Raw genomic sequence first — 23,190 nt, 5'->3', positions numbered from 1 at the left:
TGAAAAGTGTCGTGGGACGGAGAAAGGGGTCGTGGGTTCATGTGGCCGCTCAGACCTGCACCAGTCCGGCGATCACGTCGCGGATCACCAGCGTCGCGGCCCCGCGCGGGCCGTTCCAGTGCTCCTGGTCCGGTACGAACCGGAAGCGGTCGGCCGCGTCGGAGCACATCGTGTGCTCCTGGACGACCTCCAGCATCGCCTCGTGGTAGACGTCGTTGAGCAGAACGGGCGCGCGACCGTCCAGCCGGGAGGCGTGGATCTGGTCACCGGTGAAGATGATCGGGCCCGGGTCGTTGCTGACGCACACGTTCACCACGGCCTGGCCCATGTACCGGCCCGCCTGGACGAAGGCCTCCTCGGCCTTGCGATCGCCCTCGGCGGCCCGTCGCAGCGCCTCGTCGGGGTCGGTCCTGAGATCGTCGGCGACGGCCCGCACGGTGGCCACGGCCTCGGTGCAGCCGCGGCTGCCGCACCGGCAGCGCGGCCCGTTGACCGTCAGGGTCTGGTGGCCGAACTCGCCGGCGGCGCCCATCGCGCCGCGGTTCAGCTCTCCTCGGGCGAACAGGGCTCCTCCGATGCCGTTCTCGGACATGTACACGACCCCGAAGTCCTCCAGGTCGCGGCCGACGCCGAACCACCGCTGGGCGACCCCCAGCGCGTTGACGTCGTTGTCGACCACCGTGTGCAGCCGGGTCGCGTCGCGCAGGCGCTGGCGCAGCAGGATCCTTCCGGTCCTCATCTCGTCCCAGCGCAGGTTCGGGGAGTGCACGACGGTCCCCGACTCGCCGTCCACCCGGCCGCCGACCTCCACGCCCAGCCCGAGCAGCGGCCGGTCCGCGGGCGCGTCGTCCCGGCCGGCCAGCAACTCGGCGATCAGCCGGTCGACCAGTTCGCGCACGCTGTCGACGACCAGGTCGGGGTCCACCGGGTCGTCCGGGTCGGTGGGCGGAAGATCGATCTCCTGGGGCCGCACGACCGGGGTGCCGTGCAGATTGGTGATCACCCCGAGCACCCGGTGCGACTCGATCTCCACCCCGGCGATGTAGAACCTCCCGTCGTTGACCCTGATGGGCTGGGGCCGGCGGCCCCGCACCGCCCGCTCCGCCGGCGCGTCCACCCTGACCAGCCCTTTGCCGCTCAGCTGTTTGACCACGCCGGCCACCGTGCTGTGGCCCAGGCCGGTGACCTCGGCGATGTCCTTGGCCGAGGGGCCGTCCATGATGACCACCTCCTCGAAGACCCGCTGGTGGTTGCGCCGGGTGATCTCCGCGAGGCTGGAGATCCGGCCGCCCTGGCGGCGGCGAACGGCCCGGCGGCGGGCCGCGGGGGAGATCCCGCGGCCCGCGGGGGTCGGTCCGGTCATGACAGCACGCTCCTCACCGCGTCGATCAGGGCGAGGAAGCCCGCGAGCACCCCGATGAACGCCGTCGCCCGTTCGAAGAAGCCGTTCTCCCCGTCCCACAGCCACCGGCCCAGGCGGCCGGCGCGATCGGCGGCCTCCGGGGCGCCGAGGGCCGTGGAGCGCACGGGCAGCGCCCGTCGCCGGTCGTGCGCGGTGAACCGGTCGTCACCCGACCGCGGCGTCCAGCCGTCCACGAGCGGCCGGACCGACTCGCTCTCGTCCTCCGGCACGACCGTCACGGCGATCAGCCCGCCCGTGTCCACATCACGGGTGACCGTGCACCTGACCATGGTGTCGGCGAGCAGGCCCCGGCCCTCGGCGGACGGCAGCCGGACCTCGTCGCCGGTCGACACGATGGTGACGCGGCCGTCGCGGTCGCCCCGGACCGGCCTGTCGACGGTGCCGGACAGCCGCTCCTCGGGCACGCCGCCGGCCGGTCGCCAGTCCAGCGCCAGCCGGTCCCGGTGGCGGGTCAGGGCGGCGGCCTCGCAGTAGACCACGAAACGCCAGGTGCACCGGGTCAGCATCCGCGGGGAGGGCGGCGTGGCCGGCTCGCACGCCAGCATGACCGGGTGCCGGTCGTACCTCTTCACGACCCGCCAGGTCGCCCGTACCCTTCCGTCGGCGACCATCTGGACGCCCATGCCCCGCAGGGCTCCGGCCCGGGCCAGGACCCGCACGTCGTGCCGGCCCGCGTCGAGGTCGGGCAGTGTCCCCCCGTGCCCGACGACCTCGCGGAACAGCCAACCGGCGCCTTGCAGCGCCTCGTGCTCGTCCTGAGCGCGGCGGCTGCGGCCTCTCCTGATCACCTTTGCCACCCCCATCATTTTCCGGCTCCTCATTGCTGGCTCGCGCTGTAGAGCTACAGACATCTGAGGTGCCGAGATGGCATCAAGATGGGGAGAAGATCACTTCAGTGATCATTTAGTTGTGTACGCCGTCTTGCAGATGACTGTACATGTTCTCGACTCAAGTAGCCACCATCTTTATGACGACGACAGAAGCAAAACATCGGCAATTCAAGATCGAATCATTGATCATTTCTCCGCACCATGCTCCGACGTGCGAAAACACCCGCTCCATGCGGCATCTGTCACCTCGCATGAGCTCTGCGACACGCGCATCCCCCGGCGCGAGCGGCGTTTCGGGATCCAGAAACCTTGATCGATAACCGAGGTCCCAGCACCAAAAAGGTGTTAGGCCCCGTACTTTATGGGCCCCACGGCGGATTCCGACCCTGGCCCCATCATGTCGATGATCAAATCAAAGCCGGCTGAGCAGGACCGACGAACCCACCCCTGGATTCGGAGATACAGCGATCCTCATTTATTCAGTGCGACAACTGATCCACTCTCACCGAGCCGGCCGGTTCGTCTCCCTCGCCGTGCCCAGGAGCGACCACGATCCGGCCCGCATTCCGCGGGCATCGCGACTCGTCCTCCCCGCCTGCCCGGGAGCGGCGAGTGCGCAGGACGGGCGGTGTGCTCCGGGCCCGTACTCCCAGAGCGCACCGGTGAAGCTCCCTGGGAGGGAATCCGAGAGCGATGCGCGTTGTCCGGCCCGGCGCCGTGACGTGGTGCTCTCGGCTGTTCCGTCAGACCGGATCCGTAGACTCGCGCGTTGTGATCAACACCGTGGTGCAGACCGACCGGGGACGGGTGCGAGGGATCGACCTGGGCGGCGTCGTGTCGTTCAGAGGCGTTCCGTTCGCCGCACCGCCGGAGGGGTTGTTGCGCTTCCGGCCGCCTGTGCCGGCGGCCGGGTGGGAGGGGGTGCGCGACTGCGGAGCGTTCGGGTCCGCCCCGCCCCAGCTCGCGCCGCTGCCGGGGGTGCCGTCGGTGTGGCGGCCGGAGGCCGGTCTGGACTGCCTGTCGCTGAACGTGTGGAGCCCCGACCTCGGCGCGGCCCGACTGCCGGTCATGGTGTGGATCCACGGAGGTCTGTGGAAGTACGGCGGCTCCAGCATGCCGCAGTACGACGCGGCGACGTTGGCCGGTTCGGGGGTGGTCGTGGTGACCGTCAACTACCGGGTCGGTTTCGAAGGGTTCGGGCACCTGCCCGGGGTCCCGGAGAACCGAGGGCTGCGCGACCAGATCGCAGCGCTGGAGTGGGTGGGGCGCAACATCGCGGCCTTCGGCGGCGACCCGGGCAAGGTGACGGTGTTCGGTCAGTCCGCGGGGGCGGCCTCGGTGGCCTTGCTCGTCGCCACTCGGGCGACCGACGGCCTGTTCAGGCGGGCGATCGCGCAGAGCATCCCGTCCGGATACCTCAGCGTCGCCGAGGCCGAGCGGGTCACCGCGTCGATCGCGGCGGCCGCGGGGGTGGAGACCACCTGGGAGGGTTTCGCAGCCCTGCCGCCCGAGGCGATCCTGGCGGTCCAGGACGCGCCGCTGACCGGGCGCGATGACGGCTCCGGCGTCTTCGGCCCGGTCATCGACGGCGACCTGGTGAGCGGACCGCCCTGGACGGCGCTTTCGGCCGGCGCGCGCCGGGACGTGGAGCTGATCTGCGGCTTCACCCACGAGGAGTACAACGGCATGGGCGGGCGCCCCGGCCCCTCGGGCATCGACCTGGAAGCCGTCGCCGGAACACTCCGGCTCGGAGACCGGGCGGCCGCCGACTACCGCCGGGCACACCCCACCGGCAGCGACGCGGACCTGTTCACGGTGATGCTGTCGGACGCGCTCATCCGGATGCCCACCATCTGGACGGCCGAGGCCCACACCCGCGCGGGCGGCCGGACCTGGATGTACGACTTCGCCTGGCGCGGGTCCGCCATCGGTGCGGGCCACGGCGCCGACGTCCCGTTCGTCTTCGGCAACGGCGGCACCCGCTACGCCGCCCGCTTCCTCGGCTCCCCGCCACACGCGGACTTCGCGCCGCTGTCCGAGCAGATGCGTACCGCCTGGACCGCCTTCGCCGCCACCGGCGACCCCGGCTGGCCCGGCTACGACCTCCAGCACCGCCTAACCCGGATCTGGGACACCGTACCCGGCGACCGCCAAGACCCCATCGCCGCCTCCCGCCGCATCTGGGAGCACGCCGAGCCCCGCTGAGACACCGCCGGGCCATGCGCCGACTGCACCGACGCACGCCGGCATCGACCGGAACCAGGCCGAATCCGGCGAACCCGACCGACCCGATATCAGATCGGTCCCGGTGACCCGCGTCCGCGTCCGGGCGGCCCCGGCGAGGACGCGCGGCGCGCACGGCCGTTCACATGCCGGTGCCGCCCGGAGGCGGGCGTTCGTCAGGCCAGGCGGGCGGCCAGTTCCTTCTTGCTGATCTTGCCCACGGGGGTGCGGGGGAAGGTGTCGACGGTCTCGACGCGGTCGGGCCACTTGTAGTCGGCGAGGCCGCGTTCGCGCAGGAAGTCCTTCAGCTCGCGGAGGGTGGGCGGGGTTCCCCGGGTGATGAGGAACGCGCAGGTGCGCTCGCCCATCATCGGGTCGGGCATGCCGACGACGGCGGCATCGTGGACGGCCGGGTGGGCGAGCAAGTGGCCTTCGAGCTCCTCGGCGGAGACCTTGTCGCCGCCCCGGTTGATCTGGTCCTTATGGCGGCCCTCGACCACCAGGTGGCCGGACGGGAGCCGGCGGACCAGGTCGCCGGTGCGGTAGAAGCCATCGGGGGTGAAGGAGCGGGCGTTGTGCTCGGGTGCGCGATAGTAGCCGCGCAGCGTGTAGGGGCCGCGGGTGAGCAGCTCGCCGGTCTCGCCTTCGGGAACGGGCTCGCCGGTGTCGGGGTCGACCACGCGGATCTCGTCGGCCGGGCACAGCGGGCGGCCCTGGGTCGTCTCGACCAGCTCGGGCGGGTCATCCAGGCGGGTGTAGTTGAGCAGGCCCTCGGCCATGCCGAAGACCTGCTGGAGGACGCAGCCCAGCACCTTGGGGACCTGCGCGGCGGGCTCGGCGGCGAGCTTGGCGCCGCCCACCTGGAGGAGCTCCAGCGAGGACAGGTCCTCATCCGACCAGGTCGCCGCATCCAGCCACAGCAGCGCGATCGGCGGGACGACGGCGCAGGCGGTGGCGCGTTCGCGTTCGATGAGCGGGAACGCCTCGTCGGGGGAGCCGGAGGGGGCCAGGACGACCGTGCCGCCCACGGCGAAGGCGCCGAGGATGCCGGGGCAGGCGAGCGCGAAGTTGTGCGCGACCGGCAGCACCACCAGGTAGACGGTGTCGGCGGTGAAGCCGCAGACCTCGGCGCTGGCCTCCAGGTTGTAGACGTAGTCGCGGTGGGTCCGCGGGATCAGCTTGGGCAGCCCGGTGGTGCCGCCGGACAGCAGGAACAGGCCCACGTCGGCGGGGTCGGGCCGGTCGAGGGGAACGGGTTCGGCGTCCAGTGAGGCCAGGGCGGTGAACTCGGCGGCGTCCCCGTCCACGACGACGTGCTCGACGTCCAGCGAACGGGCCAGCTCGCGGTAGTCGAAGCCGCCGTGCCGGTCGGGGATGACGTAGGCGCGGGCCTGTGACAGCTCGCACAGGTAGCCGATCTCGCTGTGCCGGTGGGCGGGCAGGGCCAGCACCGGAGCGGCGCCCAGTCGTACCAGGGCCAGGAAGACGACGACGAACGACGCGGTGTTGGGAAGCTGGAGTACGACCCGGTCGCCGCGCCGGATGCCGAGCCGGTGGAACCCGGCGGCGGTACGGTCGGCCCGCCGGTCCAGGTCGGCGTAGGTGAGGCGCTCGTCGCCGGCAACCAGCGCGATACGCCCGGGGTCGCCGCGCAGGACGTCACCGAGCAGTCGGTCGCTCCAGTAGCCCTCGGCGATGTAGCGGGCCACGAGGTCGTTCGGCCAGGAAGTGAAACCGTCCATCGTTCAGCGCCCCGTGAGCTGGGCGGGAGCGCCGGGGACGGGCTCGGCCGGGTCGTTGCCGAGGGCGACGATGCGGTTGTCGGCGTCGACGTGGACGACCCTGGGGCGGTGCGTCCGGCGCTCCTCCTCGTCCAGGGCCGCGTACGAGATGATGATGACCAGGTCTCCCGGCTGGACCAGGTGCGCCGCCGCGCCGTTGATGCCGATGACCCCGCTGCCCGCCTCGCCGGTGATGGCGTAGGTGACCAGCCGGGCCCCGTTGGTGATGTCGACGACCTGGACCTGTTCCCCCTCGACGATGTCGGCGGCGGCCATGAGCTCCGCGTCGATCGTCAGGGAGCCCACGTAGTGCAGGTCCGCCTGGGTCACGGTGGCGCGGTGGATCTTTCCGTTCATCAGGATGCGACGCACGGTCCGCCTCTCCCTCGATCAAGGCTAGTAAGGCTAGGCTAACCTTAGCCACTCCCCCTCCCGAGGAGAACACCCGATGGCGCACCGTCTGGCCATGGACATCAGCCCGCTGCGCACCAGCAGACCGTTCCGGAACGTGTTCGTCGCCCGCACGGTGTCGGTCTTCGGCATCGGCATGCTGATGGTGGCGCTGCCCGTCCAAGTCCACGAGATGACCGGCTCCACCGTGCACGTCGGCGCGGTCGCGGCGGCCAGCGGGTTCGCCTTGCTGGCCGGGTTCCTGTGGGGCGGGGTGCTGGCCGACCGGCACGACCGCCGCAGGCTGATGCTGCGCGCCCGCACCGCCGCGGCGGTCGGCTTCGCGCTGCTGACCGTGAACGCGTTCCTGCCGTCCCCCTCGCTGGGCGCGCTGTACGTGCTGGCCGCCTGGGACGGGCTGGCCACCGGGGTCAGCGTAACCGCGCTGCTGGCCGCCACTCCCGCTCTGGTCGGCCCGGACAAGCTGGTGGCGGCCGGGGCGCTGAACGCGCTGACCGTACGGCTCGGATCGATGCTGTCGCCCGCGCTCGGCGGGCTGGTCGTGTCGGCGTTCGGCGTCGGCTGGAACTACGCCGCCGCCACGGCGGGCACCGCCGGCACCCTCGGCCTGCTGACCTCCCTGCCCTCGCTCAAGCCCGCCGCCGAGACCGCCGAGACCGCCGGGAACCCGCTGAAGGCGATCGGCTCGGGACTGCGGTTCGTGGCCGGGCACCGGATCGTCGGGTCGCTCATGCTGCTGGGGCTGCTGTTCATGGTGGCCGGCGGCATTCCCGTGCTGATGCCCGCCTTCGCCACCGGGCAGCTCGGCGGCGGTCCCACCACGGTCGGCCTGCTGTACGCCGCGCCCGCCTGCGGCGCGGTGCTCGCCTCGGTCACCAGCGGCTGGACGAGCGGGCTGCGCACGCCCGGACGGGCCCTGCTGATCGCCTCCGTCGCCGGATTCGTGACGCTGGCCTGCCTGGGCCTGGCCCGCCACCCCGCCCTCGCCGTGGCGATCCTGTTCGGGTACGGGTTCGTCGCCTCCATCGAGGAGATCCTGCGGTACGGGCTGATCCAGACCCACACCCCCGACGGCTACCTCGGCCGGGTGAACGCCCTGTGGTCCGCCCAGGAGACCGGCGGCGAGGCCGTCGGCTCCCTCGGCGCCGGAGCCCTCGGCCGCTACCTGTCCCCCGGCGACGCCATCGTCGTCTACGGCACGGTCAGCGCCGCCCTCTCCCTGGTCTTGGCCATCACCCTCACCGGCCTGCGCACCGCCACCCTGAAACCCGAACCGAGCTGAGCCCGCGCCACCCGCCCTTCACCCGGCCTGCCGGAACCGGCGTTATCCCGCCGGTTCCGGCAAGCCCTACCGGACCGTCACGGCCTCCGAGCCGTCACAAGCGGTCGTCGTCCGCACGGCGCGGTGCCGGCGACCAGCCGGGACGGTGTGCGGCTCAGTCGGGGTCGGCCTCGCCCGGATCGGTGCGGGTGAAGTGGAACGGGCAGTGGGTGCCGCCCAGGCCGATGGTGGTGACGCGTTCGAAGCGGAAGCCGTCCCTGTCCGGGTCGATGGCCTCGATCCAGTTGGCGTCGAACGCGCACATGGCCGGGGTGAGCTCCGGGACGGAGTTCGCCACGAGGACGTCGTGGTAGAAGCAGCGGTGGATGTTCAGCAGGTAGCGCCGGTCGTCGTCGGCGGGGCGCCGGAACGTGAACCCCTTGCCGAAGGCGTGCTCCTCGCGGGACTTGGAGACGGCGACCAGGGCGGCGAACGGGTCCGGCGCGGCGTCCAGCATCGCCCTGGTGCCCACGTGGACCGCGTCGCCGAGCGGCTCGACCAACGCGGCCCGCACCGTGTCGATGGCGGCGTCGCGTCCCAGGCGCGGCAGCAGCGACTCGTACGCCGCCGCCACCGCGAGGGTGATGCGGAGGTTGTGACGTGCGGGCTCATCCACGATCAGGTGCGCGTTCGCGGCCTGCAGTCGCTCGTGCCGCGTCCGCATGACGGCGACGAGGCCCTCGGGAAGCGCGTGCGCGCGCAGCGCCGCGGTGATGTGCTCGAAGAAGCCCTCGACGAGGGCGGCCGTCTCCCGTTCGGGGTCGGGAACGTAGTCGCCGCCGGAGAGTCCGAACCGGTCGGTGGGCATGTGCTGTCCTTTCGGGACGGGCTCGGTCCCGAAGCACGGACTCGACATCGCGCATGGCGGAGCCGCCGTGCCCGCAACCGAGCGGGCACGCCGACGCGCTCCACCGACCTACCAGGCGCCGACGAACCTCATGGATTCTGACCGTCCGATCCTGACACGCCGGACGTGACATGTCGATCGGCCCCCGCCCCCGCTCCAGCGGTGAGCCGCCCCGCTGGACACCGGCTGTGGACGTCGTGCGACGACAACGGCGTGCTGCGTTCCCACCGTCACCGCCGGCCCGGCCGGGCACCCGGCTTTTCCCGCCGTCCCATCGTTGATTGCCCAGGCGGCAGGACTCGAACATATGTACGGTTCTTTATCGACGCACTCGTCCCTCGCGAAGGAACACCCATGAACTGGACCCTGGAAGTGGTGGTCGTCCCGGTCTCCGACGTGGACGCCGCCAAGTCCTTCTACGCCGACCGGCTCGGCTTCGACGTCGACCACGACACCGACGCCGGGTCCGCGCGTTTCGTCCAGCTGACCCCGCCCGGGTCCGGCTGCTCGATCGTCATCGGCAAGGGCGTGACGGACATGGCCCCCGGATCCCTCAAGGGCCTGCAACTGGTCGTCAACGACCTGCCCGCCGCCCGCGCCCAGCTGGTGGAACGCGGTGTCGAGGTCAGCGAGATCCAGGTGGTGGGCCCCACCGGCACGCGGCCCGCCCAGGACGGCGACGACCTCAACAACGTCGGGTTCGTGCACTTCACCGACCCCGACGGCAACGCCTGGGCGGTCCAGCAGATCACCTCACGCCCCTAGCTGTCGAACCAGACGACGAGTCGCACATCCTCGGGCCCGGCTCGTTCCGCCAGGGTCTCCATGACCCGCCAGACGTACTTCCAGTCTCCGTCCGGGGGCACCGCGTCGCGGCGCCTCAGCACCTCGGCGCGGAAGACGACGTCACCGAGCACGAACTCCTGGCCTTCTCCCCAGCGGACCCGGCCCGCCATCACCTCCTCGCGCGAAGCTCCGGTCGCCTCCGTGAGCCTCGGCCCCCACAGGCTCTTTCCCACGAACTCCAAGCCGCCGTCCGGCTGCCGCCGGTACTCGTGCAATCGCCGGTCGACGCCCTCAGCGGGTTCGTCCCAGTCCACCGCCGCCACTTCGGCCCAACTGATCCAGGTCGCGTCATGGCGCTCCCATCGCCCGGCCACCTCCCGCACGGTCGCCGACAGGTCGTCGGGCAGGCCGCGGCCCGCCGCGAGCGGCCGGAACGAGGCGTAGTTGCGCACGCCGAACAGGCACCCGAACGCGTCATAGCTCCGGACGTCATAAAGCAGATCAAGATTGATGGCGGCCCGCCACGGGCGGGGCGCTCCGGGCCCCAACGCCGGTGCACGACACTCGATGAATCCGCTGATGTCCGTGCCCATGCCGAGATCATCGCAGCGCCGTCAACCGATTTCGCGGCGAGCCCGGCGGCATGGCGAGCAGGCCCGCCATGCCGCCCTCAGGCGGACAGGTGGGCTTCGACCTCGTCCTCTGACATGGCGGTGACGGTCAGCCAGATCTCGGCGATCGTCTCCAGGCGGCCGGGGGTGTCCTCCAGTTCGGTGAAGCGGTGGGCGATGCGTGACACGGTCCGCTGGTTGAAGACCACGCGGACGGGGAGCGCGGTGGTGTCGAGGGCCTCCCGGAGACGGGCGATGACGCCGGTGGCCAGGACCGAGTCACCGCCGAGGGCGAAGAAGTCGTCGTCGGCGCCGACCCGTTCGGCGCCGAGGACCTCGCCGATGGTGCGGGCGAGGACCTTCTCCAGCGCGGTGCGGGGGGCGACGTAGGCCGTGGTGCCCTCGCCGGTCTCGGCGGAGACCAGGGCGGTGAGCGCCTTGCGGTCGACCTTGCCGTTGGCGGTCAGCGGCAGCTCGTCCACCGGCACCAGCAGTTCCGGCACCATGTGCGGGGGCAGCAGCTCCTGCGCGTGAACGAGCAGTTCGTCGGCCTGGACCTCGCCGGTGGCGGGCACGATGGCCGCGGCCAGCCGGGAGCCGGTCACCAGGCCCACCGCCCGGCGGACGGCGGGGTGGCTCTCCAAGGCGGCCTCGATCTCGCCCAGTTCGATGCGGAAGCCGCGCACCTTCACCTGGTGGTCGCGCCGGCCCAGGAACTCCAGCGTCCCGTCCGGCCAGTAGCGGGCCAGGTCGCCGGTGCGGTACCAGCGGACCCCCTCGTACATGACGAAGCGGTCGGCGGTGCGCTCCGGGTCGCCGCAGTAGCCTTCGGCGACGCCCTCGCCGCCGATCCACAGCTCGCCCGGCACCCAGTCGGGCCGGTCGCGGCCCAGGTCGTCCACCACCCGGCAGGAGACCCCGCGCAGCGGCACCCCGTAGGGCACGGCGTGCCAGTCGGCGGGCACCTGCCCGGTGACGACCTCCAGCACTGTGGAGTGGATGGCGGTCTCGGTGGTGCCGCCGAGCGCCACGAACCGGCAGCCCGGCGCGCGTTCGGCCAGCAGCGCGGGCAGGTGGGTGCCGACCCAGTCTCCGCCGAGCAGCACCAGCCGCAGGCTGCGCACGTCGCCACCGGCCCGTAGCAGCATCTCCAGCACGGACGGGACGCAGTTGAGCACGGTCACCGACCAACGCCCGGCCAGCTCGGCCCAGCGGGCGGCGTCCTTGCGCTCGTCCTCGGCCGGGAGCACCACCGCGCCCCCGGCCGTCCACAGCGCGAACAGGTCGAACACCGACAGGTCGAAGTCCAGGGCCGACACGCCCAGCGAGATGTCGGAGGGGCCGAGGGCGAACCGCTCGACCAGGTCCCCGATCGTGTTCATCGCCGCCCGGTGGGAGACCTCGACCCCCTTGGGCTCACCGGTCGAGCCCGAGGTGAACAGCACATAGGCGACCTGCTCCGGCTCCACCGGCACCGGCCCGGCCGGTGCGGGCGAGGTGCCGGTCAGGGCCGTGGCCAGGGTCTGCGGGGTGAGCGAGGCGGCGACGCCGGCGGTCTTGACGATCTTCTCCCGGCGGGCGGGGGGCTGCTCGGTGCCGATCGGTACGTAGGCGGCGCCGGCCGCCAGGACGCCCAGTGCGGCGATGGCCTGGTCGGGGCCCTTGGGCAGCTCGATCGAGACGCGGTCGCCGGGGCGTACGCCCTGGGCCACCAGGTGTCCGGCGGTGCGCAGGGCGCGGTCGGCCAGTTCACCGTAGGTGAGGGTGCCGTCTTCGCCCCAGTGCAAGGCGGGGGCGTCCGGGCGTCGCCGGGCGTGGTCGAAGAAGCCCTCGATGAGGGTCCTGGCGGGTGGGGCGGGGTGCGCGTTGAGCCGGTGCCGTACCCGCACCTGCTCTGACGGGGCCTGGACGCGCAGCGGCTCGGTCCAGTCGGCGCCGGGCGCGCCGAGCCGGGTGATCGCCTCGGTGTAGGCGGCGAACATGGCGTCGGCCACGCCTTCGGGGAACGCCGGGTCGCGCACGTCCCAGTTCAGCAGCAGCCCGCCGGAGACCTCGGTGACCTGGGCGTCCAGCAGCACCTGCGGGCCCTGGGAGATGATCCACACCGGCTCGCCGAAATCCGCCCGGACGCGGTCGCCGAACAGCTCGCCCAGGTTCAGCGCGCTGGTGTAGACGATCGGGGCCAGCACCTGCTCGCCACGCGCCCGGGACAGGTCGCGCAGCACCTCCAGCCCCGAGTAGTCGCTGTGCGTGCCGGCCGTGTGCAGCCGCGCCTGCACCGCACGGGCGCGCTCGACGAACGACAGTTCCCGGGTCAGGTCGATCTCCAGCATGATCGAGCCGGTGAAGTCGCCGACCAGGGCGTCCACGTCCGGGTGCACCGGCTCGCGGTGGAACAGCGGCAGGTTCAGCAGGAAGCGCGGGGTGGCCGACCAGGCGCCGATGACCTCGGCGAAGATCGTGGCCAGCACCATCGCGGGGGTGACGCCCTCGCGGTGCGCGCGGGCGATCAGCCGTCCCTTGTCCTCGGCCGACAGCCAGTGGTGCTTGCGGACCACCTGGTGACCGGGCCGGGGAACGACCGGCAGCTCGGGGGCGCCGGGCAGCTCGCCGAGCCGTTCGGCCCACCACGCCCGGTCGCGTTCGCGGGCGGCGGCGCGCGGGTCGGCGGCCAGGTAACGGGCATAGTCGTAGCGCAGCGGCGGCAGCGTCCGGCCCTCGTACAGCGCGGCCAGGTCGGCCAGCAGCGTGCGGTAGCTCATCGCGTCGGCGGCGACCATGTCCACGTCCAGGTGCAGCCGGGCGGCGCCGGACGGCAGCAGACTGAGCCGCAGGTCGAAGACCCGGCCGGTCTCGATCGGCAGCCGCTGGGTGGACATCTCCCGGCGGAGGCGCTCCAGCTCGGCCTCGGGGTCGGCGGCGTTCCGCAGGTCGTTCACCACGATCGCCGGGCCCGGCCGCTCCGAAAGGATGCGCTGGGTGCCGTCGTCGGACACCGCGACCCGCAGCATCGGGTGCCGCTCAACCAGCGCCCGTACGGCCGGCTCCAGGCGGCCGGGGTCGATGTCGCGGCCGTCGAGTTCGACGTAGAGGTGGGCGGCGACCGAGCCGAGGGACTGCTCGCTGTCGCGGCCGATCCAGTAGGCGTGCTGCATGAGCGCCAGCGGGAACGGCCCGCCCGGTTCCCCGGACGACTCGGGCTCACCGGCCGGATCGGCGGACGCACCGGACGTCCCGGCCTCGGCGGAGGCGGCAGGCTCCGAGGCGGTGGCGGGCTCGGCCGCGTCGCGTCCGGCGGGCGGGCCGGAAGGGGCGGGTGCGATGGCGCCGCGTTCGGTCAGCAGGTCCCACCATTCGGCGAGGGTGGGGCGTTCGGCCAGCTCCGCGAAACCGACCTCGACGCCCCGTTTGCGCAGCCGGCCGGTCAGGCTCATCAGCCGGATGGAGTCCATGCCCAGCTCGATCAGGTTGTCGTGCGGCTCGACCTGCTCTCCGAGCACCTGGGTCAGCGACGCGTGCAGTTCTTCCCTGGTCAGCACAGAACGCCCCTTCTGAGTTAGGTAAGGCTAACCTAATTCAGAGGGATTCCACCGTCAACGCCCGCCTCCGGTCCACCGGCACGACCAGCGGAGTGCCCGCCTCCGGGCAGGTGATGATCTGGCAGGGCAGCCCGAACACCCGCTCCACCAGGTCGGCGGTGACGATGTCGGAGGGCCGCCCCTGGGCGACGATCTCGCCGCCGCGCATGGCGACCAGATGGGTGGCGTAGCGGCAGGCGTGGTTGAGGTCGTGCAGCACCGCGACCAGGGTGCGGCCCTCCTCGTGCAGCCGCGAGCACAGGTCCAGCACCTCGATCTGGTGCGCGATGTCCAGGAACGTCGTCGGCTCGTCCAGCAGCAGGATCGGCGTCTGCTGGGCCAGGACCAGCGCCAGCCACACCCGCTGCCGCTGGCCGCCCGACAGCTCGTCCACGATCCGGTCGGCCAGTCCGCCGACCCCGACCGCGTCCATCGCGGCGGTCACCGCGCGCTCGTCCTCCTTGGACCACTGGCGCAGCAGGCCCTGGTAGGGATAACGCCCGCGCGCCACCAGGTCGGCGACGGTGATGCCGTCCGGGGTGACCGGCTGCTGGGGCAGCAGGCCGAGCCGGCGGGCGACCTCCTTGGCGGGCAGTTCGGTGATCGGCCCGCCGTCCAGGTAGACGGTGCCCTCCCGGGGCCGCAGCAGCCGGGCCAGGGCGCGCAGCAGCGTCGACTTCCCGCACGCGTTCGGCCCCACGATCACCGTGAACGATCCGTCCGGGATCTCCACCCCGAGACGCTCGGCCACGACCCGCTGCTCATAGGCCAGCGTCAGCCCTTGAGCCCGCAACCTGCTCATATTCTCCGCTCTCCCGCCCAGGCCGCACCGCATACCGCCGGTACGCGCCCGTTCGCTCGCTCCTCCGGGACGCCTTCCGCTCCCGCGTCGCGCGTCTCCGGCTCGTTCAGGTCCGGCTCGTTCAAGGCCGGCCCCTTCGGCCTGCGCCGGCCAGCAGCCAGACCAGGTAGAGGCCGCCGAGCACTCCGGTGACCACGCCGACCGGCAGTGCCACCGGCAGGCGCAGTGAGATCAGGTCGCCGACCACCAGCAGCGCGGCGCCCATCAACCCGGCCGCCACCAGGTGAGGCCCGGTGCGCCGGGTGAGGCGGCGGGCCAGTTGCGGAGCGGCCAGGGCCACGAACGGCACCGGGCCCACCGCCGTGGTCGCCGCGGCCACCAGGCCCACGCCCACCACCACGAGCGCCGTACGCGAGCGCTGCACCGGTACGCCCAGCGCCTGGGCGGCGTCGTCACCGAGCTCGCCCATGCGCAGATGCCCGCCGAAGGCCAGCGCGGCGGGCACGAGGACGGCCATGGCCACCGCGAGCGGCACCGCGTGCTCCCAGGACCGCGCGTTCAGGCTGCCGGTCAGCCAGAACGCCGCCTCGTACGCCTCGCGCAGCTCGGCACGGGTGATCAGGTAGGAGTTCAGCGCCTCCAACATCGCCGCCGCCCCGACCCCCACCAGCACCAGCCGCTGGCCGTGCACCCCACCGCCCCGGTAGGCCAGCAGGTAGACCGCCAGCGCGGTCAGCACCGCGCCCAGGGCCGACCCGGTCGCGATGGCGGCCGTACCGCCGCCCAGCACCAGGATCTGCAGCAGCGCGCCGGACGCCGCGCCCGTGGTGAACCCGATCAGGTCGGGGCTGCCCAGCGGGTTGCGGGACATGCTCTGGAAGATCGCCCCGCTCAGCCCCAGCGCCAGCCCGGCCAACAGCCCGGTGAGCGCGCGGGGCAGCCGCAGTTCGGTGACGATGAACTCGGTGGCCTGGTCGCCCTGCCCGGCCAGCGCCCGCACCACCTCACCGGCCGGGATCGGGAAGTCGCCGGTGCCCAGCACGAACACCGCCGCCGCCAGCGCGACGGCCGCCAACGCCGCGCACACCGCCGCGGTCCGCGGCTCCCACCGCACCGACAGCGCCCCGGCGCGCACCGCCCTGCTCACAGCCGCCCGATCCGGGCCCGGCGGACCATCAGCACGAACAGCGGCGCGCCCAGGAACGCGGTGACGATGCCGGTCTCCAACTCGCCCGGCGCGGCGACGACCCGCCCGGCGATGTCCGCGCCGAGCAGCATGACGGGCGCCAGCAGCAGGGAGTACGGCAGCACCCAGCGCTGGTCCGGGCCGACCAGCGTCCGGACGACGAACGGCACCGCCAGCCCGAGGAAGGCGATCGGCCCCACCGCCGCCGTCGCTCCCCCACACAGCACCACCACCGCCAGCGCCCCCAGCGCCCGGGTCCGGCCCGGCCTGGCGCCCAGCGCGCGCCCGGCGTCCTCGCCCAGCGCCAGCGCGTTCAGCGGGCGGGCCAGGCACAGCGCCAGCACCGCCCCGGCCAGCAGGAACGGCCCGACCTGCGCGAAGGTCTCCAGGTCACGACCCGACAGCGAGCCGACCTGCCAGAACCGGAAGCCGTTGAAGGTGCGCGGCTCCAGCAGCATCACCCCCGAGGTCAGCGCGGAGAACACGGCGTTGAGCGCGGCCCCCGCCAGCACCAGCCGCCCCGGTGTCGCCCCGGCCCGGCCGTACGAGCCGACCAGGTACACCAGCACCATCGCCCCGGCCGCCCCGGCGAACGCCGCCCACACGTACACGAGCACCTCGTCCACCTTGAGCAGCCCGATGACCAGCACCACCGCGATCGAGGCGCCCCCGTTGACACCGAGCAGCCCCGGCTCGGCCAGGGGGTTGCGGGTCAACGCCTGCATCAGCGCGCCCGCCAGGCCCAGCGCCGCGCCGACCGCCACCCCGAGCAGCGTGCGCGGCAGCCGCAACTCCTGGACGATCAGTGCGTTCTGCGACCCGTCCGGCGCGAACAGCCCGGAGACGACCTGGTCGAGCGGGATGCGCTGCGCACCGATCGCGAAGCTCGCCACGACGGTCACCGCCAGCAGTCCGCCGAGGACGCCCAGCCCGGCCGCCCGGTTGCGCAGCGGAAGCCTGCCCGCAAGCGGCTCGGGCTCGCGCTGGGGGATCTTCCGTACCGGGGTGAGCACGAAGCTTAGGCTAGCCTAAGCTAAGCCCCCGGAAAATGTCGTCGCCCTCCGAAACGATGCCCATCATCCGGTCTTCGACAAGGGGCGGTCCAATGGCGATTCAGCCGCCGCCATATCGAAGACCAGTGGCCTGCGTGACGGCGCGGCACCGACGCACCCAATGCCTGCCCCCGTACGTCGCCGCGCCGGCCCCAGGTCTGACCGGCAGGTGTCAGAGCCCGGCGTACTCGGCCTGTGCGGTGTGCTCCCACAGGGTGCGGTAGAGGCCGGGGCGGGCCGCCAGTTCGGTGTGGGTGCCACGCTGGACGACCTGTCCCCCGTCCAGGACGACGATCTCGTCGATCTCCTCCAGGCCGGTCAGGTCGTGGGTGATGAGCAGGATGGCCCGGCCTCGGGTGGCGCGCAGCAGGTCGGCGGTGAGCTCAGCGGCGGTCGGCCGGTCCAGATGGGCGGTGGGCTCGTCCAGGATCATCAGGGCCGGGTCGGCGAGCAGCGCGCGGGCCAGAGCGAGGCGGCGGCGCTCGCCGCCGGACATGGCCGCGCCGTGCACGCCCACCGGGGTGTCCCAGCCGTCGGGCAGGGACTCGATCCAGGGCAGCAGCCGGGCCCGTGCGGCGGCGTCGGCCATGTCGGCGTCGGTGGCGCCGGGGCGGGCGAGCCTGAGGTTCTCCCGTACGGTGCTGTCGAAGATGTGCGGGTCCTGGGGGCAGCCGCCGATCAGCCGGCGCACCTCGTCGGGGTCGTAGGCGGTCAGGTCCGCGCCGTTGAGGGTGATGGTGCCGCCCGCCGGGTCCAGGAAGCGCAGCAGCAGGGCCGCGACGGTGCTCTTGCCGGCGCCGCTCGGCCCCACCAGCGCCACCCGCCGGCCGGGCGTCAGGTCCAGGTCAACGCCGTCCACGACGAACGGCCCGTCCGGGGTGTAGCGGGCGCGCACGTCACGCAGCCGGACGGTCAGCACAGGCTCGGGCGGCGGCAGCGGGCGCGACGGCTCGGCGACCGGGTCGGGGGCGTCGAGGACGTCGATGATCCGGGCCGCGCCACCGCGGGTCTCGGCGAGCTGGGCGGCCGCGGTGGGAAGGGCGGCCACGGCCTCGAAGGCGGCCAGCGCGGTCAGCGCCAATACAGCCAGCGGGACCCGGCCCAGCGTCCCGCCCTCCACGGCCACGACGCCCAGCAGCAGGACGGCCCACACGGTCACGCCCGCGGCCAGGGAGCCCAGCCCCGCCCCGGCGGCCTGGATGAACGCGCCACGCCGGGTCTGGGCGGCCAGTTCGGCGTCGGCCTCGGCGACCTTGGCCAGCGCCCGGTCCTGGGCGCCGAAGGCGTGCAACTCGGCCGCCCCCGACAGCGCGTCCACCACGCGGGCGGCGACGGTGCCACGGGCCTCGGCGGTGCGGCGTCCGGCGGAGCGGGCCAGCGCGGACGACAGCGCCGGCAGCAGCACCCCGGCCACCAGCAGCCCGAGCGCCAGCGCACCGGCGGCGGGGGCCAGCAGGAACGCGCACGCGGCGACCGCGCCCCCACCGGCGACGGCCGCAGCGGCCACCGGCACCACCCCGCGCACGAACAGGTCCTGGGTGGAATCGACGTCGCTGACGAGCCGGGCCAGCAGGTCACCCGACCGCAGCGGGCGCAGCCCGGCAGGGGCGAGCGCGGCCAGCCGCCGGTAGATGCGCACCCGCACGTCGCCGAGCACCCGGAACGCCACGTCGTGCGAGATCAGCCGCTCCAGATAGCGGAACAGGCCACGGCCTACCCCCAGCGCCCGTACCGTCACGACGGCGATGGTCAGCGCGGTGACGCCGGGATGCTCGGCGGCGCGCGCGATCAGGAAGCCGGACGCCCCCAGCAGCGCGATCCCAGCCGCGGTGGTGACCGCACCCGCCAGCGCCGCCAGCAGCAGCCGCCAACGCAGCGGCCCGGCCAACGCCAGCAGCCACAGCAGCGGACGGCGACGATGAGCCGATAGCGGCGCGATCGCGGTCATGAAGCCACCTCTGTAGAAGAGGACCCGGCACCGGGGGTCAACAGCAGACGGTGGGCGGCGGCCGGTACGAGCGCGTTCACGGCGCCGGCTCCGGCAGAGCGGGGAACGGGCAGGCGACGACGGGATGTGGTCAGCGCGAAGGCGGTCAAGACGTCAGTTCCAAGGGGCGGGGCGGTGCCGGCTGCGGGGAGCGGAGTTCGGTCAGGTGGCCGGAGTCGATCCGGACGACACGGTCGGCGAGGCGCGTCCAGGCCGGGTCGTGGCTGACGAGCACGACGGTCCGGCCGGCGGCGAGGCGTTCGACCGCGTCCTGCACGCCGTGGGCGGTGAGCGGGTCGAGGTGGGCGGTGGGCTCGTCGAGCAGGACGAGCGGGGCGTCGCGCAGGAAGGCGCGGGCCAGGGCGACCCGCTGGCGCTGCCCCGCCGACAGGCGGGCCCCACGTTCACCGACATGGGTGTCGTAGCCTTCGGGCAGCGCGTCCACGAACTCGGCCACACCCGCCTGGCGCGCCGCCCGGCGGATGTCGGCGAGGGAAGCGCCAGAACGGCCCAGCCGGATGTTGTCGGCGATGGTGCCGTCGAAGAGGTGGGGATGCTGCGGCACCCACGACACCTGCTCGCGCCACTCCTCCAGGGGCACGCCGGCGAAGCTCAGCGAGCCGGAGGACGGCTCGGTGAAGCGCAGCAGGAGGCCGAGCAGGGTGCTCTTGCCCGCCCCGCTCGGGCCGAGGACGACGATCCGTTCCCCCGGCTCGATGGTCAGCCGGACGTCGGAAAGGGCGGGCACGTCGCGTCCGGGGTAGCGCACCGTGACGCCGTCGAGGGCGATGGTGTCGCGGCGCAGGTCCACGGCGGCGCCGGATGCGGCGGGCCGCGCCGGCAACGGGGTCTCCAGCACCTCGAACGCCCGCTCGGCCGCGGCGACGCCCTCCATGCCGGCGTGGAACTGGGCGCCGACCGTGCGCAGCGGCAGGTACGCCTCCGGCGCCAGGATCAGCACGAGCAGCGCCGTCTCGTAGGGCAGGCCGCCGCCCAGCAGCCGCAGCCCGACCTCGACGGCCACCAGCGCCACCGCCAGCGTGGACAGCAGCTCCAGCACCAGCGCGGACAGGAACGCCACCCGCAGCACCCGCATGGTGGCCCGCCGGTGTGCGCCGGTCACCTCCCGGATCACCGCGGCCTGGGCCTTGGCCCGGTTGAACAGCTTCAGGGTCGGCAGCCCCTCGACCACGTCGAGGAAGTGGCCGCCGAGCCGTTCCAGCAGCCGCCACTGGCGCTCGGTGCGGGCCCGGGTGTGCAGGCCGACCAGGATCATGAACACCGGGATCAGCGGCAGCGTCACCCCGATCACCACCGCCGACAGCACGTCCGCCCCGGCGACCACGGCCAGCACTGCGACCGGGGTCACGCAGGCCAGCACGAGCTGGGGCAGGTAGCGGGCGAAGTAGACGTCCAGCGCGTCCAGCCCGCGGGTGGCCAGGGTGGCCAGCTCGCCGGACCGCCGCCCGCCCGACCACTGCGGCCCGAGCCGCAGCGCGTGCTCCACCAGCCGCCGCCGCAGCAGCGACCTGACCACCCCGGCGTACCGCAGCGCGGCGGCCTCGCTCAGCCCGTGGACGGCGGCACGGGCCACGACCACCGCGAGCAGCGCGCCGAGGGCGGGCCGCAGCCCGTTCAGGCCCCGTCCGTCGAACGCCCCGGCCAGCACGTGCGCGAGCAGCGCCGCCTGCGCCAGCACCAGGCCGGTCGTGACGATGCCGAGCAGCACGGTGACGGCCAGGAACGTCCGGGCCGGGCGGGCGTGCCGCAGCAGCCGCGGGTCGAGCGGTTTCACGCCGGACTCTTCTCGGGTTCCACGGTGGGACCGTCCGCCGGGGCGGAGGCGGGCGACGGCGCGGCCGGAACGATCGACTCCCGGGTCAGCCGCTTGCGGAACACCCAGTACGTCCACGCCTGGTAGCCCACCACCAGCGGGGTGAACAGCGCCGCCACCCAGGTCATCACCTTGAGCGTGTACGGCGAGGACGCCGCGTTCTGCACGGTCAGGCTGAAGGCGGGGTCGGTGGTGGACGGCAGCACCGCCGGCCACAGGTCGCCGAACAGGGTGACCACGGTCGCCACGATGGCGATGGCGGTGCCGGCGAACGCCCAGCCGTCCCGGCCGCGCAGCGTGGCGGCCACGCCGCCCGCCAGGGCCGCCGCGGCCACGGCGGTGGTCGCCCAGGTCCACGGCACGCCGAAGCGCAGCCCGGTGATGACCAGGAAGGCCGCCGCGACGGCCACGACCGGCAGTGCCGCCCGCCGGATCAGCGCCCGCGCCCGGTCGCGGACGTGGCCGTGCGTCTTCAGCGCCAGGAACACCGCGCCGTGCAGGGTGAACACCGCCAGGGTGGTCAGGCCGCCGAGCAGCGCGTACGGGTTCAGCAGCGTGAACAGGCTGCCGGTGTAGTGGTGGTCGGCGTTCAGCGGGACGCCCTGCACGATGTTGGCGAACGCCACGCCCCACAGGAAGGCGGGGACGGCCGAGCCCCAGAAGATCACCCGGTCCCAGGTGCGTCGCCACCGGTCACCGTCGATCTTGCCGCGGTACTCGAAGGACAGCCCGCGCACGATCAGCGCCACCAGGATCAGCAGCAGCGCCAGGTAGAAGCCGCTGAACATGCTGGCGTACCACTCGGGGAAGGCGGCGAACGTGGCGCCGCCGGCCACCAGCAGCCACACCTCGTTGCCGTCCCAGACCGGGCCGATCGAGTTGATCATGACCCGGCGGTCGGTCTCCGCGTGCGCCGCCCCGCGCGGGGCCAGCACCGGCAGCAGCACCCCCACGCCGAAGTCGAAGCCCTCCAGCAGGAAGTAGCCGGTCCACAGCACCGCGATGAGCAGGAACCAGACTGTCGTGAGTTCCATCGGTCCTCTCCGCGTCTTCAGTAGGTGAAGGAGGGCACGGGTTCGTCGGCCTCGGCGGTCTGCTGCGCCGCGGGCGGCGGCCCCTGCCGCGCGTAGCGGACCATCAGCGCGCCCGCCACCACCGCCAGCACCCCGTACAGCAGGGTGAACACGGTCAGCGAGATGACCACGCTGCCGCTGCCGACCGTCGGGGAGACCCCGTCACGGGTCTGCAGGACGCCGTGCACCACCCAGGGCTGCCGGCCCATCTCGGTGAAGATCCAGCCCATGGTGTTGGCCAGGAACGGGGTGGCGATCGCCGCCAGCGCCGCCCGCCTGAACCAGCGGCCCTGCGGGCTCCGGCCGCCGCGGGTCAGCCACAGCCCCCACACCGCCACCAGCCCGGCCAGCACCCCGAACCCGATCATCAGCCGGAACGACCAGTAGGTGATCGGGACGACCGGGATGTAGCTGCCCGGCCCGTACTGCGCCTCGTAGGCGCGCTGCACGTCGTTGATGCCCTCGACGGTGCCGTCCGGGCTTCCGGTGGCCATGAAGGACAGCACGTGCGGCACCCGCAGGCTCCACAGTTCCGCACGGCCGTCCAGGCTCCCGATGGTGAAGATCGAGAAGGAGGCGGGGGCGGAGGTCTCGTACAGCGCCTCGGCGGCGGCCATCTTCATCGGCTGCTGCTCGGTCATGACGCGCGCCTGCAGGTCGCCGGAGACCATCACACCGGCGGAGGCCAGCAGAGTGACGGCCAGGCCGAGCCGCAGCGCCGGACGGAACACCTCGGTGTCACGGCGCCCGGCCACGTACCAGGCGCTGATGCCGGCGACGAACATGCCGGCGGTGATGAGCGCGCCGAACAGCACGTGCGGGAAGGTCACCAGGGTGGTGACGTTGGTCAGCACCTTCCAGATGCTGGTCAGCTCGGCCCGGTCGGTGTCGGGGTTGATCCGGTAGCCGACCGGGTGCTGCATCCAGGAGTTGGCGGCCAGGATGAAGTACGCCGACAGGGTGGTACCGAGCGCCAGCAGCCAGATGCACGCCAGGTGCAGCGACGGCCTGAGCCTGTCCCACCCGAAGATCCACAACCCCAGGAACGTGGACTCCAGGAAGAACGCCAGCAGCCCCTCCATGGCCAGCGGGGCGCCGAACACGTCGCCGACGAAGCGCGAGTAGTCCGACCAGTTCATGCCGAACTGGAACTCCTGCACGATCCCGGTGACCACGCCGATGGCGAAGTTGATCAACATCAGCTTGCCGAAGAACCTGGTCAACCGCAGGTACCGGTCGTCCCTGCGGATCCGCCACATCGTCTGCATGACCGCGACCAGGGCGGTCAGCCCGATGCTCAGCGGCACGAACACAAAGTGGTAGACGGTGGTGATCCCGAACTGCCATCGGGCCAGGTCCAGGGCGTTCACGGGCGCTCCTCGGCGGACGGGGATGCGGCCACGCGGTCCGATCCCGGCCGGAGGCCCGACCACCCCCCTTGGTAG

17 protein-coding genes are annotated in these 23,190 nt (G+C 72.9%); 3 read left to right on the top strand and 14 right to left on the bottom strand.

The genetic code is table 11. The features are described from left to right. Nucleotides 1–49: 49 nt before the first annotated feature. Entirely contained in the window at nucleotides 50–1,363 is a 1,314-nt protein-coding gene (locus C4U03_RS22695; protein ID WP_103939869.1) for an ROK family transcriptional regulator, read from the bottom strand. Continuing rightward, nucleotides 1,360–2,229 carry a hypothetical protein gene (locus C4U03_RS22690; RefSeq protein ID WP_103939868.1) on the bottom strand — a complete coding sequence of 290 codons (870 nt, stop codon included), beginning with the start codon at nucleotides 2,227–2,229 and terminating at the stop codon, nucleotides 1,360–1,362. Before C4U03_RS22690 ends, C4U03_RS22695 begins: the two co-directional genes overlap by 4 nt. A gap of 795 nt (nucleotides 2,230–3,024) precedes the next feature. Here C4U03_RS22690 and C4U03_RS22685 point away from each other — a divergent pair. Next, nucleotides 3,025–4,458: a carboxylesterase/lipase family protein gene (locus C4U03_RS22685; RefSeq protein WP_235018051.1), complete on the top strand. Its 1,434-nt coding sequence runs from the start codon at nucleotides 3,025–3,027 to the stop codon at nucleotides 4,456–4,458. A gap of 194 nt (nucleotides 4,459–4,652) precedes the next feature. Here the strand turns inward: C4U03_RS22685 and C4U03_RS22680 are convergent, their stop codons facing one another. Then, nucleotides 4,653–6,218 carry a (2,3-dihydroxybenzoyl)adenylate synthase gene (locus tag C4U03_RS22680; RefSeq protein WP_103939866.1) on the bottom strand — a complete coding sequence of 522 codons (1,566 nt, stop codon included), beginning with the start codon at nucleotides 6,216–6,218 and terminating at the stop codon, nucleotides 4,653–4,655. A 3-nt stretch (nucleotides 6,219–6,221) separates the two neighbouring features. Continuing rightward, nucleotides 6,222–6,629, bottom strand: coding sequence for an aspartate 1-decarboxylase (gene panD, locus C4U03_RS22675; RefSeq protein WP_103939865.1), 408 nt, complete (start codon nucleotides 6,627–6,629; stop codon nucleotides 6,222–6,224). 76 nt (nucleotides 6,630–6,705) lie between these two features. On the opposite strand from panD, the gene entS reads away from it, so the two are divergent. After that, on the top strand, nucleotides 6,706–7,950 hold the full coding sequence (entS, locus tag C4U03_RS22670; protein ID WP_103939864.1) for an enterobactin transporter EntS: 1,245 nt from the start codon (nucleotides 6,706–6,708) through the stop codon (nucleotides 7,948–7,950). 154 nt (nucleotides 7,951–8,104) lie between these two features. On the opposite strand, the gene C4U03_RS22665 is transcribed toward entS, so the two are convergent. After that, nucleotides 8,105–8,797 (bottom strand): L-2-amino-thiazoline-4-carboxylic acid hydrolase, encoded by a 693-nt coding sequence (locus tag C4U03_RS22665; RefSeq protein ID WP_103939863.1) that lies wholly within the window; start codon nucleotides 8,795–8,797, stop codon nucleotides 8,105–8,107. Nucleotides 8,798–9,190: 393 nt separating this feature from the next. Here C4U03_RS22665 and C4U03_RS22660 point away from each other — a divergent pair, with 393 nt between their 5' ends. Then, nucleotides 9,191–9,601, top strand: coding sequence for a VOC family protein (locus C4U03_RS22660; protein WP_103939862.1), 411 nt, complete (start codon nucleotides 9,191–9,193; stop codon nucleotides 9,599–9,601). Here the strand turns inward: C4U03_RS22660 and C4U03_RS22655 are convergent. The 9 genes from C4U03_RS22655 to C4U03_RS22615 all read right to left on the bottom strand — a co-directional run bounded on the left by C4U03_RS22655 (nucleotide 9,598) and on the right by C4U03_RS22615 (nucleotide 23,115). After that, nucleotides 9,598–10,215, bottom strand: coding sequence for a hypothetical protein (locus tag C4U03_RS22655; RefSeq protein ID WP_103939861.1), 618 nt, complete (start codon nucleotides 10,213–10,215; stop codon nucleotides 9,598–9,600). The two genes, C4U03_RS22660 and C4U03_RS22655, sit on opposite strands and share 4 nt — an antisense overlap. 77 nt (nucleotides 10,216–10,292) lie before the next feature. Continuing rightward, the gene (locus tag C4U03_RS22650; RefSeq protein WP_103939860.1) at nucleotides 10,293–13,772 is read right to left on the bottom strand and encodes a non-ribosomal peptide synthetase; all 3,480 of its coding nucleotides are present in this window, start codon (nucleotides 13,770–13,772) and stop codon (nucleotides 10,293–10,295) included. Nucleotides 13,773–13,809: 37 nt separating this feature from the next. Then, complete coding sequence (locus C4U03_RS22645) at nucleotides 13,810–14,613, bottom strand: ABC transporter ATP-binding protein (RefSeq protein ID WP_103939859.1); 804 nt, start codon at nucleotides 14,611–14,613, stop codon at nucleotides 13,810–13,812. Between the two features lie 121 nt (nucleotides 14,614–14,734). After that, on the bottom strand, nucleotides 14,735–15,760 hold the full coding sequence (locus C4U03_RS22640; RefSeq protein ID WP_103939858.1) for a FecCD family ABC transporter permease: 1,026 nt from the start codon (nucleotides 15,758–15,760) through the stop codon (nucleotides 14,735–14,737). Continuing rightward, nucleotides 15,757–16,812, bottom strand: coding sequence for a FecCD family ABC transporter permease (locus C4U03_RS22635; RefSeq protein ID WP_103939857.1), 1,056 nt, complete (start codon nucleotides 16,810–16,812; stop codon nucleotides 15,757–15,759). The genes C4U03_RS22640 and C4U03_RS22635 overlap by 4 nt, the downstream gene beginning before the upstream one ends. A 211-nt stretch (nucleotides 16,813–17,023) precedes the next feature. Then, the gene (gene cydC, locus C4U03_RS22630; protein WP_103939856.1) at nucleotides 17,024–18,799 is read right to left on the bottom strand and encodes a thiol reductant ABC exporter subunit CydC; all 1,776 of its coding nucleotides are present in this window, start codon (nucleotides 18,797–18,799) and stop codon (nucleotides 17,024–17,026) included. 145 nt (nucleotides 18,800–18,944) lie between these two features. Beyond that, nucleotides 18,945–20,633 carry a thiol reductant ABC exporter subunit CydD gene (gene cydD, locus C4U03_RS22625; RefSeq protein ID WP_103939855.1) on the bottom strand — a complete coding sequence of 563 codons (1,689 nt, stop codon included), beginning with the start codon at nucleotides 20,631–20,633 and terminating at the stop codon, nucleotides 18,945–18,947. Beyond that, on the bottom strand, nucleotides 20,630–21,706 hold the full coding sequence (gene cydB, locus C4U03_RS22620) for a cytochrome d ubiquinol oxidase subunit II (protein WP_103939854.1): 1,077 nt from the start codon (nucleotides 21,704–21,706) through the stop codon (nucleotides 20,630–20,632). The genes cydD and cydB overlap by 4 nt, the downstream gene beginning before the upstream one ends. Nucleotides 21,707–21,723: 17 nt before the next feature. Further along, the gene (locus C4U03_RS22615) at nucleotides 21,724–23,115 is read right to left on the bottom strand and encodes a cytochrome ubiquinol oxidase subunit I (protein ID WP_103939853.1); all 1,392 of its coding nucleotides are present in this window, start codon (nucleotides 23,113–23,115) and stop codon (nucleotides 21,724–21,726) included. Nucleotides 23,116–23,190 lie beyond the last annotated feature (75 nt).

This window comes from Thermomonospora echinospora (genome assembly GCF_900108175.1).
In the GTDB taxonomy this organism is placed as follows: Bacteria; Actinomycetota; Actinomycetes; order Streptosporangiales; family Streptosporangiaceae; genus Thermomonospora; species Thermomonospora echinospora.
Note: the sequence above shows the minus strand (reverse complement) of the source record. Positions and strands in the feature narration are given on the sequence as shown.